General features: G+C 72.3%; 14 protein-coding genes. 7 read left to right on the top strand and 7 right to left on the bottom strand.

Annotation, left to right across the window (positions count from 1 at the left end):
• Nucleotides 1–4: 4 nt before the first annotated feature.
• Nucleotides 5–1,048: a methyltransferase gene (locus tag ACFXI3_RS07850; protein WP_378398752.1), complete on the bottom strand. Its 1,044-nt coding sequence runs from the start codon at nucleotides 1,046–1,048 to the stop codon at nucleotides 5–7.
• A 215-nt stretch (nucleotides 1,049–1,263) separates the two neighbouring features.
• On the opposite strand from ACFXI3_RS07850, the gene ACFXI3_RS07845 reads away from it, so the two are divergent.
• The gene (locus tag ACFXI3_RS07845) at nucleotides 1,264–2,622 is read left to right on the top strand and encodes a cytochrome P450 (protein ID WP_344274976.1); all 1,359 of its coding nucleotides are present in this window, start codon (nucleotides 1,264–1,266) and stop codon (nucleotides 2,620–2,622) included.
• A gap of 55 nt (nucleotides 2,623–2,677) precedes the next feature.
• Here ACFXI3_RS07845 and ACFXI3_RS07840 read toward each other — a convergent pair whose 3' ends face one another.
• Complete coding sequence (locus tag ACFXI3_RS07840) at nucleotides 2,678–3,979, bottom strand: condensation domain-containing protein (protein WP_378398750.1); 1,302 nt, start codon at nucleotides 3,977–3,979, stop codon at nucleotides 2,678–2,680.
• Between the two features lie 99 nt (nucleotides 3,980–4,078).
• Between ACFXI3_RS07840 and ACFXI3_RS07835 the strand changes: the two genes are divergently transcribed.
• Genes ACFXI3_RS07835 through ACFXI3_RS07820 form a run of 4 tightly spaced genes read left to right on the top strand, consistent with a single transcriptional unit; the run spans nucleotide 4,079 to nucleotide 8,891 of the window.
• On the top strand, nucleotides 4,079–5,737 hold the full coding sequence (locus ACFXI3_RS07835; protein ID WP_378398748.1) for an FAD-dependent oxidoreductase: 1,659 nt from the start codon (nucleotides 4,079–4,081) through the stop codon (nucleotides 5,735–5,737).
• Between the two features lie 21 nt (nucleotides 5,738–5,758).
• Complete coding sequence (locus ACFXI3_RS07830) at nucleotides 5,759–7,147, top strand: NAD(P)/FAD-dependent oxidoreductase (RefSeq protein ID WP_378398964.1); 1,389 nt, start codon at nucleotides 5,759–5,761, stop codon at nucleotides 7,145–7,147.
• A gap of 26 nt (nucleotides 7,148–7,173) precedes the next feature.
• Nucleotides 7,174–8,484 (top strand): cytochrome P450, encoded by a 1,311-nt coding sequence (locus ACFXI3_RS07825; protein WP_378398747.1) that lies wholly within the window; start codon nucleotides 7,174–7,176, stop codon nucleotides 8,482–8,484.
• Nucleotides 8,481–8,891, top strand: coding sequence for a VOC family protein (locus tag ACFXI3_RS07820; RefSeq protein ID WP_067588281.1), 411 nt, complete (start codon nucleotides 8,481–8,483; stop codon nucleotides 8,889–8,891). Before ACFXI3_RS07825 ends, ACFXI3_RS07820 begins: the two co-directional genes overlap by 4 nt.
• Before the next feature lie 20 nt (nucleotides 8,892–8,911).
• Here ACFXI3_RS07820 and ACFXI3_RS07815 read toward each other — a convergent pair whose 3' ends face one another.
• Together ACFXI3_RS07815 and ACFXI3_RS07810 are read right to left on the bottom strand one after the other, a co-directional pair.
• A complete protein-coding gene (locus ACFXI3_RS07815; protein WP_378398745.1) occupies nucleotides 8,912–9,754 on the bottom strand; it encodes an acyl-CoA thioesterase in 843 nt (280 codons plus the stop codon).
• 3 nt (nucleotides 9,755–9,757) lie between these two features.
• Nucleotides 9,758–11,206: an MFS transporter gene (locus tag ACFXI3_RS07810; RefSeq protein ID WP_378398743.1), complete on the bottom strand. Its 1,449-nt coding sequence runs from the start codon at nucleotides 11,204–11,206 to the stop codon at nucleotides 9,758–9,760.
• An 82-nt stretch (nucleotides 11,207–11,288) separates the two neighbouring features.
• Here ACFXI3_RS07810 and ACFXI3_RS07805 point away from each other — a divergent pair, with 82 nt between their 5' ends.
• Nucleotides 11,289–11,747, top strand: coding sequence for a VOC family protein (locus ACFXI3_RS07805; protein WP_344274995.1), 459 nt, complete (start codon nucleotides 11,289–11,291; stop codon nucleotides 11,745–11,747).
• Here the strand turns inward: ACFXI3_RS07805 and ACFXI3_RS07800 are convergent.
• The 3 genes from ACFXI3_RS07800 to ACFXI3_RS07790 are packed head-to-tail and all read right to left on the bottom strand — an operon-like array spanning nucleotide 11,722 to nucleotide 14,481.
• Nucleotides 11,722–12,186, bottom strand: a complete 465-nt coding sequence (locus ACFXI3_RS07800; RefSeq protein WP_344274998.1) for a hotdog domain-containing protein — start codon at nucleotides 12,184–12,186, stop codon at nucleotides 11,722–11,724. The two genes, ACFXI3_RS07805 and ACFXI3_RS07800, sit on opposite strands and share 26 nt — an antisense overlap.
• Nucleotides 12,183–13,772, bottom strand: a complete 1,590-nt coding sequence (locus tag ACFXI3_RS07795; RefSeq protein WP_378398741.1) for a (2,3-dihydroxybenzoyl)adenylate synthase — start codon at nucleotides 13,770–13,772, stop codon at nucleotides 12,183–12,185. The genes ACFXI3_RS07800 and ACFXI3_RS07795 overlap by 4 nt, the downstream gene beginning before the upstream one ends.
• Nucleotides 13,773–13,788: 16 nt before the next feature.
• Nucleotides 13,789–14,481: a GNAT family N-acetyltransferase gene (locus ACFXI3_RS07790; RefSeq protein ID WP_378398740.1), complete on the bottom strand. Its 693-nt coding sequence runs from the start codon at nucleotides 14,479–14,481 to the stop codon at nucleotides 13,789–13,791.
• Nucleotides 14,482–14,685: 204 nt separating this feature from the next.
• Between ACFXI3_RS07790 and ACFXI3_RS07785 the strand changes: the two genes are divergently transcribed.
• Nucleotides 14,686–15,129: an enediyne antibiotic chromoprotein gene (locus ACFXI3_RS07785; protein WP_344275007.1), complete on the top strand. Its 444-nt coding sequence runs from the start codon at nucleotides 14,686–14,688 to the stop codon at nucleotides 15,127–15,129.
• Nucleotides 15,130–15,239 lie beyond the last annotated feature (110 nt).

Here is a 15,239-nt window from a genome sequence, read left to right as displayed (position 1 = left end):
CGGCTCAGTTCGCGACGAGGGCGAACAGCACCGGGTCGACCGGCGACTCCGAGCCGCCCGCGTACTGGCCGGCGATCCGGAGCCCGGCTTCGGCGAACAGGTCGCGATACTGGTCGACAGTGCGCTCCCGCCCGCCGACGGTCACCAGCATGCGCAGGTCCAGCGCGGTCATCGCGAACCGGTTCCCCGGCGTCACCGGAGCCTGCATGACCAGCACCGTGCCGTGCGATCCGGCCGCTTCCGCGCACCGGCGCAGCAGCGCGACCGCGCGGTCGTGCGGCTCCTGGTGGACGATCAGCGAGAGCAGGTAGGCGTCGGCGCCTTCCGGCAGCGGGTCGAAGTAGCTGCCCGGAGCGCTGCTCACGCGGTCGCCCAGCCCCGCGTCGCCGAGCGATTGTTCCGCCCTGGCCACGATTTCCGGCAGGTCGACGAGGGTCGCCCGCAAGTGCCCGAAGGCGAGCAGCAGCCGCCGCAGCACCGCGCCGTGCCCGCAGCCGACGTCCACCACGTGCTTCGCCGACGCCCAGTCGAACCCGCCGGCCACCGTCGGCTCGGACCACGCGCCGAACATTTCGTGCAGGTGCTCGAAGCCCGCCACCAGTTCCGGATGCGCGACCGTGTCCGTCCACAGTGGAGCACCGAAGGTGTTCTGGTACCCCGGTTCCCCGGTGCGCACCGAGTGCAGCAGGTTGGCGCAGGACGAATCGCTGCGCCCGACGAAGGTTTCCAGGTCGAGGGTGGCCCGCAGCCCGGCCGGGTGGTCGTCGCGCAGGATGGCGCCCGCTTCGGTGACCCGGTAGGAATCCCCGTCGGCGGCGAAAAGGCCGGTGACGCAAAGGTGGTCCAGCAGCCGTGCGAGCGCGGAGGGATCGGCGCCGGCCGCTTCGGCGAGCGCGGCGGCGTCGCGGGAGCCGTCGCCGATCAGGTCGGCGAGGCGCAGGGTCGCCGCGCAGCGCACGGCGAACGGCGTGACCACGTCGGTCAGCGCGGGGAAATTCACCGCCGGGGCCTCCTCGGACGCGGCGGCACTCTGCTCGGTCGTCGACATGACACCTCGGTTTCGGCGCGGGAAAACGGGAACTGGCAAGCGAAAGAGCGGGGACCAGGATGGGGCCAGCGTATCGGCGGGGCCGCCCGACTGGGGACAATCGGCAGTTGCACACCGCGCGGTTTTCCGGGGGCGGGCGGGTGTTCTACCTTCAGCACCGGTTGTTTGTCGCGGTTCGCGTCCGGCCGCGCCCCTGCAGAGGAAGCGGAAACTCCATGACCTCAGTGCACACGTCCCCGGCCGGTGTCTCGGCCCCGCCCGGGCCGGCCGCGTCGAAATTCGGCCAGACCCGCAATTTCGTCCGGGACCCGATCGACTATCTCGACGGCCTGCACCGGCAATTCGGCGACATCTTCAAGGTGACGCTCGTCGGCATGCCGCCGATCGTCTACGTGGCGAACCCCGAGCTCGCCCGGCAAGTCTTCGCGACCGACCGCAGCGTCGGCGAGGCGGGCAAGACCCGGGCGGATTTCCTGCAGCGCATGGTCGGCGACAACTCGATCCTGGTCGAGGACGGCGAAAGCTGGCTGCGCCACCGGAAACTGCTCGGGTCCGCCTTCCACGCGCGCTATCTGCAGCGCTACCGCGAGCAGATCGCCGAGATCGCCGCGGAAGAGGTGGCGAAGTGGACCCTGGAACAGGAATTGGTGCTGCGGCCCCGGATGCAGGTGATCGCGCTGGACGTGCTGCTGCGCGTGGTGTTCGGCATCCACGACGTCGAGCGGGTCGCGCAGTTGCGCGAGATGCTGCCCCGGCTCACCGCGGCCGCGGCGCGGATGGAGACCGTCGCGTTCGTGCTGTCCCGCGCGGCCTGGACCGGCCTGGAGTCGATGCTGCGCAAGATCCCCGGCAGCGCGGCCGCGCGGTTCGCGGTGGCCAGGGCCGACGTCGACCGGATCCTCTACGACGAGATCGAGCGGCGCCGCGCCGCCCCGGACATCGCCGAGCGCACCGACCTCATGTCGCAGCTGCTGCGCGCGTCCGACGACGACGGCGAGAAGATGACCGATCTCGAACTGCGCGACGGGCTGATGACGTTGCTGGAGGCGGGATACGAGACCACCGCGACCGCGATGGCGTGGGTGTTCGAGCGGCTGGTGCGCCATCCCCAGGTGCACGACCGGCTCGTCGAGGAGGTCGACAAGGACGACAAGTACCTGGAAGCGGTGATCAACGAAACGCTGCGCACCCGCCCGATCGTCCCGGTCATGCCGCGCGCGCTGTCGGGCGACCTGGAGCTGGCCGGCTATCACATCCCGGCGGGCTGGTGGGTGGCGCCGTCGGTGCCGCTGCTGCACGGGCGCGAGGCGTCGTTCGACGACCCGGAGGTGTTCCGCCCGGAACGGTTCCTGGACGCGGACCTGCCGCGCGGGACGTTCCTGCCCTTCGGCGGCGGACGGCGGCACTGCCTCGGCGCGCAGTTCGCGATGCTGGAGATGAAGGCGGTGATCCCCGAGGTGATCAAGCGGGTCCGGCTGCGCACCCGGCCCGGTGCGCCGGACGAGCAGCAGCGCGGCTCGCACGTGCTGCTGACGCCGTCCGAAGGGTGTTTGGTGATTCCCGGAAAGCGGTGAGCACGCGACGAAAAAGGGGGACCCGCGCGCGGGTCCCCCTTTTTTCGCGCCCGGGTCAGCGCAGCGCGGCGGTCAGTTTCGCGGCCGGCGCGTCCGGTGCGGCGAGCATTCCTTCGGCGAGCACGCGGTACGAGCGCAGCAGCCCGCGGACCCACTCGCGGTCGAGCTGGTTGCGGTCGTAGGAGAGCCGGACGTCGAACCGGTCCTCGCGCGGGATCACGGTGAGGTTGAGCCCGAACCGGCTCAGGCCGTGGTCCGGGCGGAACGTGTCGATGCGCAGCCCGCCTCCGGCGTCGATCGGCGACCACGAACCGGGTTTGCGGTCCGGCAGCATCTGGAAGACCACCTCGTTGACGCGGCCCGGGGTCCGCTGCAACCGCGACATCGGCAGCATCTGGCAGGGCACCGCCTGGTGGGTGGTCGCGTCGAGCACGGTGCGGCGGGTGGCGGCGAGCAGGTCGGCGAACGGCCGGTCCGGCTCGACTTTCGCGCGCAGCACCAGCATGTTCGCGAAGAACCCGACGGTCGAGGTCACCTCGCGCCGGGTCCGGTTGGCGAAGAACGACGCCACCGCGAGGTCGTCCTGCCCGGTTTCGTGGTTCAGCAGCAGGTAGTACAGCGCCAGCAGCACCGAGAACAGCGTGTGCCGCCTCCGCTGCGAAAACTCGCGCAGCCCGGCGGCGGTCTCTGCGGACAGCGACAGGGTTTCCAGCCCGGGGGAGGGCCGGGGCGAGCCCTCCGGGGCCAGCCACGGCAGCGGGGCCAGCTTCATGCCGTCGAGCTGTTCGCACCAGAAATCCTGGTGAGCGCGCAGTTTCCCGGACTTCTCCTGTTCGGCCTGCCAGGTCGTGAAATCGGAGTACTGCCAGGACGGGGCTGCCGGGCGGCGGCCGCCCAGCAGCGCGATCAGGTCGGCGATCACGACTCCGCACGACCACGCGTCGGAGACGAGGTGGTGCATGTTCACGCACACCACGTGGTCTTCGCGGCCCAGCCGCCACCAGCTCGTGCGCACCGGCTCGCGGCCGGGTTCGAGGTCGGCCGCCTGTTCGGCGCGCAGCAGCGCGAGCATCTCCTCCTCGCCGCCGGAAACGTCCACAACGGACAGTGCGGGACGGACGACGCCGTCTTCGTGCACGTGCTGCAGGAGGTTCCGGCCGTCGCGGGAAAGCGTGGTGCGCAAGGCTTCGTGCCGGCGCGCCAGGTCGGCGAGCGCGCCGCGCAGCAGGTCGCCGGAGAGCTTTCCGGAAATCCGGAAGGTGGCGGGGCAGTTGACCGAGGAAGTCTCGGAACGGTAATGCTCGAGAAACCACACCAGCCGCTGGCCGATCGAGGCCGGGAAATGCGCAGTGCCCATTTCGCGGAGTCTAGCCGGAGCGCGCGGCGATTCCGGCGAAGTCGTTGCCCGCCAACCTGAACGCTTCATCGGCGGGCCGCGCGGTGGTACTGATGAGCTATGTCTGATGCCACGCCGGCCGGCCGGCGCACTTCCGTCCTCGTAGTCGGCGCGGGCTACGCCGGGCTGACCACCGCGCTTTTCCTCGCCTGGCGGGGAATCCGGGTCACGCTCGTCGAGCGCCATCCCGACACCTCGGTCCAGCCGAAGGCGTTCGGGATCGTGCACCGCAGCATGGAGCTGCTCCGCCAGATCCCCGGGCTGGCGGAGCGGATCGCGGCCGCGAACGTGCTCGATTTCGCCGCCGAGGCCACCATCACCATCGGGCGCGACCTGCGCGACGAGAACCAGTTCGAACTGCTCGTCGGCGGCGACGAGGTGATGAAGGAGCTGGCGTCGATGACGCCGGCCGCGTTCGGCGCGCTGCCCCAGTCGAAGATCGAGTCCGTGCTGCGCGCGACTGCCGAGGAGAACGGCGCGGAGCTGCTTTTCAGCCACCGCCTCGAATCCTTCGAGCAGGACGCCGAACAGGTGCGCGCGCGGGTGCGGGATCTGGGCTCCGGCGAGGAGTTCGCCGTCGAGGCCGACTACCTCGTCGCGGCCGACGGCTGGCAGGCCCCCGTGCGCGAGCAGCTCGGGATCGGCACACACGGGCTCGGCGAGCTGTGGCGGTGCCGCACCATCCTCTTCAACGCCGACCTCGACGAACTGCTCGCCGGGCGCAAGGCGCTGCTGACCTACATGCAGAACGAGCACTTCTCCGGCCTGTACTCGTATCTGGAGAACGCGATCGAGGTGTTCGGCGTCTCCGGCGCGCACCTGCTCGGCGTGAACTACTACCCGGAGCGGGGCGACCGCGACGAAGACTTCACCGACGAGCGCTGCGTCGAGCTGATCCGCGTCGCGACCGCGACGCCGGACCTGGAGGTGGAGATCACCGACCAGTCGACGTTCGTGATCGCGCACCGGGTGGCCGACGAGATGCGCCGCGGCCGGGTGTTCCTGGCCGGCGACGCCGCGCACGTGATGCCGCAGACCGGCGGGCTCGGCGGCGCGACCGCGCTGCAGGACGGCCACGACCTCGCCTGGCGCCTCGCCGCGGTGCTGCACGGGCACGCCGGTCCGGCGCTGCTCGACGGGTACGCCGCGGAGCGGCAGGAGATCGGCGAGTCCACCGCGGACCGCCAGCTCGCCCGGCTCGCCGACCGGATGGCCCCGCACCTGCAGGGCAAATACCCGTTCCCGCCGGAGGTCCCGGCGCAGTGGGAGCACCTCGGCTACCGGGTCGCCTCGGCCGCGGTGCCCGGCGCGGAGCGCGGGCCGGAGACGCTGCTGGAGGACCCGGCGAAGGCGACCGCGGAGCCGGGCAGCCGGGCCCCGCACGTATTCGTGGACAAGGACGGCACGCGGATCTCCGTGCTGGACCTGACCGGGCGCGGGCACGTGCTGTTCGTCGGCTCGCCCGGTTCCGGCTGGCTCGCCGCGGCCAAGGAGGCCGCCCGGACGCTGGACGTGCCGCTGCCCGCTTACAGCCTCGGCGGGGACCTGACCGACGACACCGGGAGCATGCTGCGGCGCTACCGGCTCGAGCCCGGCGCAGCGGTGCTGGTGCGCCCGGACGGGTACGTCGCGTGGCGGGCGGACGAGGAGTCCGCGGACGCGGCGGCGGAGTTCGGCCGGGCATTGGCGACAGTGCTGGCCAGGACCGCCGCGGGCTGAGGAGGACGCGAAGTGGTGCGGATGGTCATCGTCGGCGCCGGGATCGCCGGTCTGTCCGCGGCGTTGTTCGCGGCCCGGCGCGGGCACGAGGTGGTGCTCGTGGAGCGCGACGCGGCGCGGCCCGAGGGCGGCGCGGACGAGGTGTTCGCGTCGTGGCGGCGGCCCGGCGTGCCGCAGTTCCGGCATTCGCACAAGTTCCTCGGCCGCGCGGTGGGCGTGCTGCTCGAAGAGGAACCGGCGCTGGTCGCCGAACTGCTGGAAGCGGGGGTCCGCAAGACCCCGGTGAACCGGTTCGACGCGGGCCGCGGCGAACCGGCCGAGTACGCGCTCGCCGCGCGCCGCCCGGTGTTCGAGGCGGTGTTGCGGCGAGCCGTCGAGCGCCGGGCGGGCGTGGAACTCGTGCTCGGGCGCCGGGTGACCGGCCTGCGGGCCGACCGGGGCGGCGACGGGTCGGTGCTGGTGCGCGGCGTCGAACTGGACGATGGCCGGAGGCTGGCGAGCGGCCTGGTGGTGGACGCGTCCGGGCGGCGGTCGCCGGTGCTGCGCCGGATGCTCGGCGCGCCGCTGCCGCCGGCGGAGGTGCAGCACTGCGGATTCGTGTACCTGAGCCGGCATTACCGGCTCAGCCCCGGGCGCGAGCTGCCGCCGATGGACCGGCCGCTGGCGTTGCACCTCGGCTACGCCGCGGCGCTGGTTTTCCCTGGTGACAACGACACGTTCTCCCTGTCGCTGACCTTCGCCACCGAAGACCGGCTGCGGCACGCGCTGCGCGATCCGCGGGTGTGGGACCGGTTCGTCGCCGCGGTGCCGCACACCGCGCGCTGGGCCGAACGCGGTGTGCCGCGCGGCGGGGTGGACGCCATGTCCGGCATCGACAACCGCTGGCAGCGGATGCCCGCCGCGGACGGTCCGGCGATCGGCGGGCTGGTTTCGATCGGCGATGCCGCGATCCAGACGAATCCCACCTACGGCCGCGGCGCGGCGATGGCGTTGATGCACGCGCAGCAGCTGGCGCGGAGCGCGGGGGAGGCGGAAGACGATCCGGCCGGCTACGTCGCCGGGTTCGCCGCGTGGACCGAACGGCATCTCGGCGTGTGGTTCCGCGCGCAGCTGGCCGCGGACCGGACCGGCGTCGCCAAGATCGAGGCCGGGCTGCGCGGCGCCCGGCACGAGGACGCGCGCGATCCGTTCGCCCGGCTGATGGCGGGCATGGAGGCGATGGCGAGCGAGGACGAGGTCGTGGGGCGGGGGCTGGGCCGGATGGCGCATCTGCTGATCACCCCGGCCCAGCTGCTGTCGGACCGGGAAGTCGTCCGCCGGGTCACCCGCAGGCTGGGCGAGACGGCCGTGCCGGAACCGCGCGCGCAAGGGCCGAGCAGGGCGGAATTCGAATCGCTGGTCGCCTGCTGAGGGCGGCCGCCGGGAAGGACGGCAGCGTGCGCACTGACGAACCGGCGGGGTGCCCGTTCACCTCCGCCGCCGACGAGGACTTCGACCCGTTCCGCGGCGCCTACCACGAGGATCCGGCGGAGGCGCTCGCCGCAGCGCGCGCCGGACGACCGGTGTTTTACAGCCCGCGCATCGACCACTGGATCGTGACCCGCTACGCCGACGTGCAGCGCGTTTTCGCCGACGCCGCGACCTTTTCCGCGGCCAACGCGATGGATTCGATCCGGCCGCCGGGCCGGCGCGCGCTGCGGGCGCTGGTGCGGCACCGATTCGCCGGAGCCCCGGTGCTGGCGGTGGAGGACGAGCCGGGGCACCGGCGGCGCCGCCGCGCGCTGGCGCGGCCGTTCACCCGGGCGCGGGTGCGCGCGTGGGAGCCGCGGATCCGGGAACTCGCCGCCGCGCACATCGACCGGTTCGCCGGGCGCGGGCACGCCGATTTGATGGCGGAGCTGCTGTGGCCGGTGCCGTCGCACGTGATTCTGGCGTTCATGGGGATTCCCGCCGAGGACATCCCGCGGGTGCACGAGTTTTCCGTGTCGCAGGCCCGGTTCACCTGGGGCGAGCCCACCGAGGAGGAACAGGAGCGGTCGGCGGACGCGCTGGGCCGGTATTGGGAGTACACCGGCGGATTCGTGGCCCGGCTGCGCGAACAACGCTTTCCGCCGGGCTGGATCGGCCACGCGGTGCGCGCGCAGCGGCGCGATCCCGAGCTGTTCTCCGACAACTACCTGCGTTCCTTGGTGCTCAACGGATCGACCGCCGCGCACGAAACGACTTCGGGGGCCGCGGCGCACGCGGTGCGCGAGCTGTCGGCCCGGCCCAGTCTCTGGGCCGCCGTGGCCGAGGATCCGCAACTGGCCGCCGACGCGGTGGAGGAGTCGCTGCGCTACCGGCCCGCGGTGGTGTCCTGGCGGCACCGGGCCCGGCACGCCACGACCCTCGGCGGCGTGGACCTGCCCGCCGGGGCGAACCTGCTGCTCGTCACGGCGTCGGCGAACCGGGACGAGCGGGCCTTCGACCGGCCCGGCGAATTCGACCCGCACCGCCCCGATGCCCGGCGGCACCTGACTTTCGGCGACGGCGACCACGTGTGCCTCGGTGCGCACCTCGCCCGGCTCCAGGTGCGCGTGCTCGTCGAAGAGCTCGCCCGCCGCTTCCCGGACCTGCGCCTCGAACCGGCGGGCGCGGACGCGTACGTGCCCAACACGTCGTTCCGCACCCCGGTGCGGCTGCCCGCGCGATGGTCGGTCGCACGCCCTGTCCCGGCCCCGTCCGGGACTCTAAAATCGTTGCCATGACTGAGAAATCTTCCTTCTTCCCGTGTCTGCTCTACCGGGACGCCGCGGCCGCGATCGACTGGCTCAAGGAGACCTTCGGGTTCACCGAGAACTTCCGCGTGCCAGGCCCGGACGGCAGCGTCGTGCACGCCGAACTGGGCTGGCGCGGCGACACCGTGATGGTCAACTCGGCGGGCGACGGGCCGCGGCTGGCGACCGAGATCGGCCAGGCGGGCACGTACCTGGTGGTCGACGACCCGGACGCGCACCACGCCCGCGCGGCGGCCGCCGGCGCGGAGATCGTGCGCGAACTGAAAGACGAGGACTTCGGCGCGTCCCGCGGCTACGCGGCGCGCGACCCGGAGGGCAACGTGTGGGTGATCGGCACCTACCAGCCGGGCACGGTGCCGGTTCCGCCGCCTGCGTGACCGGCTGCCGGGCGGGCCGGTCAGAGCCGGTCCGCCCGCTCCCGCACCGCGGTGCCGAGCATCTGCTGCCCGGCCGAGGCCAGCAGCCTGCCGTCGCGGGTCCACACCGAGCCGCGGCCGTGGAACGTCCCGCGGTGCGCGGCGGTGCCGGTCGTTTCCACCAGCAGCCAGTCGCTGTCCGAGCCAGCCCCGTGGAACGCGACGTACAGGTCGAGGCTCGGGGCGAACAGCACCGTTTCCCGTTCGGGGAACGCGTTCATCACCGCGGGCCATTGCAGGCTGTCGAGCAGGATCACCGAGCGGCCGGCGTCGACCCAGCAGTCGTCGAAGCACCGGCGCGGCTCGAACCGGGCCCAGCAGCGCACCCGGGGTTCTCGTTCCGCGCCGCCGGTGCGCCCGGAAAGCTCCCGCAGGGTCACGTTCCCGTGCCAGGCCGGGACTCCGCGTCCCTCGGCGGCGAGATGGGTGCGCAGATCGGGCACGCCGTCCGGTCCCGGAACAGACGGGGCGGGCGTCCAGTCGGCGTTAGGCCCGGACAGGCCGGACTGCGCCGCCCAGACCAGCGCTTCCAGCACCGGACGGTCCGTTCCCTGCTCCATCCGCACCCGCACGGCGGTCGCGCGCCGCGAGGCCCGCAGCACCTCCGCCCGCACGTGCACCGGCCCGAATCTAGGCCGGGCGAGGAACTGGCAGGACAGGCTGAGCGGCTGCGCCGGCCCGGCGTGCGCGGCCGCCGCGCGCAACGCGATCGCCGCCAGGTATCCGCCGTTCGGGCCCATCAGGTCCCAGTCGCGGCTCAGCTCCGCCTGAAAGGTGTTCTCGCCCAGCGCGGTGAGCGCGGTGTCCTCAGCCAGGTCTCCCACGCGTCACTCCGTCGCCGCGGGGGCCTGTTCCGCGGGCGCCGCCTGGCGGGCGCGGCCCGGCATCAGGAACGCCACCAGCGTCCCGGCGAGCAGCAGCGCGCAGCCGACGAGCATCGCCCGGGTGTACCCGGCGGTGAGCGTCTCGGCCGCCGGACCGGTCCGGCCCGCGGTGGTGGTCGCGGCGACCGCGGTGAGCACGGCGAGCCCGAGCGCGCCGCCGAACTGGCGCGTGGTGGAGATAATCCCGGACGCGAGGCCCGCCTCCGCCGGTTCGATCCCGGCCGTCGCCGCCGCGGTGATCGGCACCATCACCAGTCCCATCCCGAGCCCGATGGCGAGAGTCGGCCCGAGCAGGTCGGCCGCGAAGCCGCCGTCGGCGGGGCACTGGGCCAGCCAGGCCATGCCCGCGGTCGCGACCAGCCCGCCCGCGATGAGCAGCGGTTTCGGACCGCGCGCGGGCAGCAGTTTGGTGGAAATCCCGGTGCCCGCCGCGATAGTCACGGACATGGGCAGGAACGCGAGGCCGGCCTGCAGCGCGTCGTAATTGAAAACCCGTTGCAGCAGAAGCGAAACGAAGTAGAACACGGCCACCGTGGCGGCCCCGCCGAGCGCGGCGAACAGGTTGGCCGGCCCGACGTTCCCGCGCCGGAAGATGCCCAGCGGCACGATCGGCCGCGGCACCCGGGTCTCGGCGACCGCGAACGCCGCGAGCAGCAGCACGCCCGCCAGGAGCGGGACGAGCACCGCGGGCGAACCCCACGCGTGCCCCTCGAGCTGGGTGACCCCGAGGATGACGGCCGCGAGCCCCGCGGTGACGGTGACCGCGCCGGCGAAATCCGGTTTGCCCCGGTCCCGTCCGGGGGCGAACTCGGTGAGCGACCCGAGGGCGAGCAGCAGGATGACCGCGCCGAGCGGCACGTTCACGAACAGCACCCATTGCCAGCCCGCCGCGTCGGTGAGGAGGCCGCCGATCACCGAGCCGACCGCGCCGCCCGCCGCCGAGGTCGCGCTCCAGACGCCGATCGCTTTGGTGCGCCAGGCCGGATCGGCGAACCCGGTGGTGACCACGGTGAGCGTGGCCGGGGCGAGGACCGCGCCGCCGAGGCCCTGCACCGCCCGGGCGACGACCAGCCACGTGCCGTTCTGCGCGAAACCGCCGAAGAGGCTCGCCGCGATGAAAAGCACGAGCCCGCACAGGAACATCCGGCGGCGGCCGAACAGATCGGCGAACCGGCCGCCGAGCAGGAGGAAACCGGCGAAGGCGACGGTGTAGGCGTTGACCACCCACTGCAGGCCCGCCGGGCTGAGCCCGAGACTGTCGCGCATGCTCGGCAGCGCCACGTTCACGATGGACACGTCCAGCACGACCATCAGCTGGGCGAGGCACGCGACTGCGAGCACGGCGCCGTTGCGCGCGGGTTTCCCCGCGGGCGTCCCTCCGCTTTCGACCATGACAGTCCCTCCAGGGAAGATCGGCTTGCCATATAGTGGCGGCGGAGCCAGTGCCGCCGCAACAGACGACCGGGGGATCGCCATGGCAGACAACGACAAGGCCGGATTCCGAGGAATCGGCCCGTATTTGTACTACGAGAACGCCGCGGCCGCGCTGGAGTGGCTGGCCGAAGTGTTCGGGTTCGCCGAGGTCGCGCGGTACGCCGACGAGAGCGGAGTGGTGCGCGAAGCCGAAATGCGGGCGGGCGACGCGCAGATCTCCTTGCACGGCGCGGATCCGGGCTATTGGGCCGCCCAGGGCGTGCCCGGCCCGGTGGGGCACATGTGCATTGTGTACGTCGACAATGTGGACGCGCAGTGGGAACGGATCCGGGCGGCCGGCGTGGACGGGGTCGCTCCGGAGGACAAGCCTTACGGCGCGCGGATCGCGATGGTCACCGATCCCGGCGGGCACCAATGGACGTTCTGGCAGCACCTGAGCGACGACGTCGAACTGGACGAGGGCTGGAGCGAGATCAAGGCCGAGCCACCCGGGCTTTGAGGCGCTCCGCGGTCGCGGCGGAGAGCACGCGGAACCGCGCTTGCGCGTGCGTGCACTCGCGCGCCGAGTCGTCGGTGATCATCGCTTCGGCGCGCACTTCCCCGGTGTCACGGGCGAGCACGGCGGCCCGGACGGAGTAGCCCGACCCGATGCGCAAGGGCCGCCGGAAGTCCGTCGTCATCGAGGCGGCCACGGCGAAATCGCCCGTTTCGCTCACCACCGCCCAGGCCATCGCCTCGTTCAGCACCGCGAGCGCGATCCCGCCGTGCACGAAGGTCGGCGCGCCGGACTGGCCCTCGCCGAAGCTGAACCGGGCGTGCACCTCCTTCGCGACGTCGTCGTAGTCGAAGGGGATGCGCAGCCCGGATTCGTTGGTGGGACTGCAGACGAAGCAATGCGTTTCCCGATGCGTCGTCCCGGTGAGCCGGTGCACCGTCATGGCCGGGCCTCCCGCAGCAGCCGTTTCTTGTCGATTTTCTGCGCGCCGGTCATCGGCAGTTCGGCGACGACGTCCAGCCGGTCCGGCAGTTTGTAGGCCGCCGCGCCCTGTTCGTGCAGAAAGGTGCGCAGCTCTTCGAGTTTCGGCGGCACCGCGGCGGGCACGACGAACGCGCGGATGCGCTCGCCGAGGCCGGGGTCCGGTTCCGCGACCACCGCCGCCGTCGCCACGCCGGGGTGGCGTTCCAGCAGCGCTTCCAGTTCCTGCGCGCCGACTTTCTCGCCGCCGCGGTTGACGATGTCCTTGATCCGTCCGGTCACCTGCAGTTCGCCGCGCGGGGTAAGCCGCACCAAGTCGCCGGTGCGGAAGAATCCGTCGGGAGTGAAGGACCGCGCGTTGTGCGCGTCGGCCCGGTAGTAGCCGCGCAGCGTGCACGGTCCGCGGTAGAGCAGTTCGCCCTCTTCGCCTGCTGCGACGGCGTTTCCATCTTCGTCGAGCACCATCAGCTCGTCCGCGGCGAACAGGGGAGTGCCTTGGGTGGTGGCGACGGTGTCCGCGGGGGCGTCGAGGCGGGTGCAGCACAGCACTCCCTCGGCCATCCCGAACCACTGGGTGATCCGGCATCCGGCGTCCGTCATCTCCCGCGCGAGCTCCGGGCGCAGCGCGGCTCCGCCGACCTCAAGCAGGACCTTTTTCAGGTCGGCCCCGAACAGCGGGGCGAGCTCGAACCACACCGGCAGCAGCGACGGCATGAGCGTCGTCAGCGTCACGCCTTCGGCTTCGATCAGCGGCAACGCGTCGTCGGGGCTCGGCGTCGGGCTGAGCACGACGCGCCCGCCCGCGCGCAGGGTGCCGAGCACGCCCGGACAGCCCAGCGCGGCGTTGTGGCCGGCTGGCAGCGCCGCGAGGTACACGCTGTTTTGGTCCACCAAAAGCACTTCGGCGCAGGCGCGCAGCTGGCAGACGTAGTCGTCGTGGGTTCGGGGGATCAGCTTCGGCACGTCGGTCGTGCCGCCGGACAGCAGCAGGAACGCCACGTCCTCGCCGCGCGGCGAAGGCAGCGGTCGCGGCGGGGCGGACAAGTCGGCGAGGCGGCGGTGCTCGCCCGGATCTCCGTCTGTCACGACGAATTCGAGGTCCGGGGCGTTCGCGGCGACCTCTCGGGCCAACGCCCGGTAGTCGAATCCGCCGTGCTCGGCCGGCCCGAAATACGCGCGGGCGCCGGTGAGTTCGGCGAAGCTGCCGATTTCCAGTGCGCGATGCGCGGGCAGGGCGAACACCGGCACGACGCCCAGCCGGAACAACGCCAGAGTGACCTCGACGAACGCGACGGTGTTGGACAACTGCACGATGGCCCGGTCCCCGGGGCACAGTCCGAGTTCGGCGAGCCCGGCAGCCAGTTCGTCGGCACGCCGGTCGAGTTCGGCGTACCCGACGCGGCGTTCGCCGCTGACGATCGCGGTCCTCGTGCCGTCGGCGCGGGCCCAGTTCCGCCCGAGTTCGGCGAGCGTCTCCCCGGTCCAGTAGCCCTCGGCACGGTACCGGGCGGCGAATTCCGGCGGCCACGGATGTGCTCCGGCAAGCATGGTCGTCCCCTTCCGGTCAGCCTGAGGTGATCGACTGCGGACGACCGCCAGTTGCACGCCCGGCCGCGCCGGCCTCGGCGCCGGGGGCGGTCCGGCCGAGGAACCACAGGTCGATGCCGCTGACCGTGACGGTGCGGTCGAGGTCCCAGCCGAGCGCGCGGTAGAAGCGGACGTTGGCCTCGGTGTCGGTCTCGCCCCAGGACGGGCTGCCGTCGGCGTCCATGATGGCGATCAGCGCGCGCATCAGGGATTCGCCGATGCCGCGGCCCTGGAACCGCGGTTCGACGCCGACCGGCCCGACGTGCCAGTGCGGCTCGGCGAGGTCGTGCAGCACGTAGTGGGCGCGCACGTAGTCGCCGATCGCCGGGTCGCCCGCCGAGGGCGCCGGCCCGGTCGTTATTTTCGCGGCGTCGCCGGGAAAAGTGCTGCCGATGCAGTGTCCCGGCGGGCTGGCCGCGGCGGTGCCGACGAGGCAGCCGCGGTAGAACGCGCCCAGTTGCGGGGGTGCCTGCCGGTGGAAGAACGCGGTCCACACCGCTTGCATCCCGGCCAGCCGGTCGAGCGGCTCGGCCCCGAACATCGCGTACGTGGTGGGGTTGTCGCGCATCGCACGGGCGGTGAGCCCGGCGGCGGCGAGCCGTTCGGTCTTGCGCAGGTCGCGGATTTCGAGCCGGGGAAGGTCGTCCGGCGGCGGCGGTTGCTGAGGCACCCCGCCACGGTAGAGCCGCCTCCCGCGTGCGGGCCAGCACTGTGCAAGCCGGGAAGACGTTCGCCCGCAACGGTTTCCGGCCGTTGACAGCCAGTGACCGGACTGTCACCGTTGATCTTTGCCGACAATGGCGGAATGTTGCCAAGTCACCGTCGGAATTCTCCATCGCCAACGTTTGTCCACAGTGGAAGGAGCTTGTTCCGCATGTTTCGCGATCGACAGAAATCCCTGCCCCTGCTGGTGAAGGCGGCCGCCCCGCTCGCCGCCGCGGCGGCAGCGCTCGCGCTCGCCGCGTCCCCCGCGTCGGCTGCCGGGCCCGCGGTTTCGGTGAGCCCGTCGACCGGTCTGTCGGACGGTCAGCAGGTAGCCGCCACCGGCACCGGCTTCCGCGCCGACACGGACACCTTCGTGGGCCAGTGCGCCACGGTCGGCTCGGAGATCCTGTGCGACAGCGACACGCTGACGCAGGTGAAGTCGGATTCCTCCGGGACCGTGAAGCACTCGCTCGCCGTGCACGCCACGTTCCAGGGCACCGACCCGGAGACCGGCAAACCGGTGAGCACGGTGGACTGCACGAAGGTCGCCTGCCGGATCGGCATCACCCAGGACCACCAGACCGGGGCCAGTGCCGAGATCTCGTTCAGCTGATTCCCGCTGTGGGGCGGGGGGTGGGGGTACAGCGCCCCCCCACCCGCCTCACCCTGGGACGGCGACCCTCGCTAACCGCGCGACCACCGCGGCACCCACGGGCGAGGCCG

The sequence above is a fragment of the Amycolatopsis sp. NPDC059235 genome (genome assembly GCF_042754125.1).
Taxonomy (GTDB): domain Bacteria; phylum Actinomycetota; class Actinomycetes; order Mycobacteriales; family Pseudonocardiaceae; genus Amycolatopsis; species Amycolatopsis albidoflava.
The sequence above is the reverse complement of the archived record's forward strand: the minus strand, read 5'-3'. Positions and strand labels throughout refer to the sequence as shown.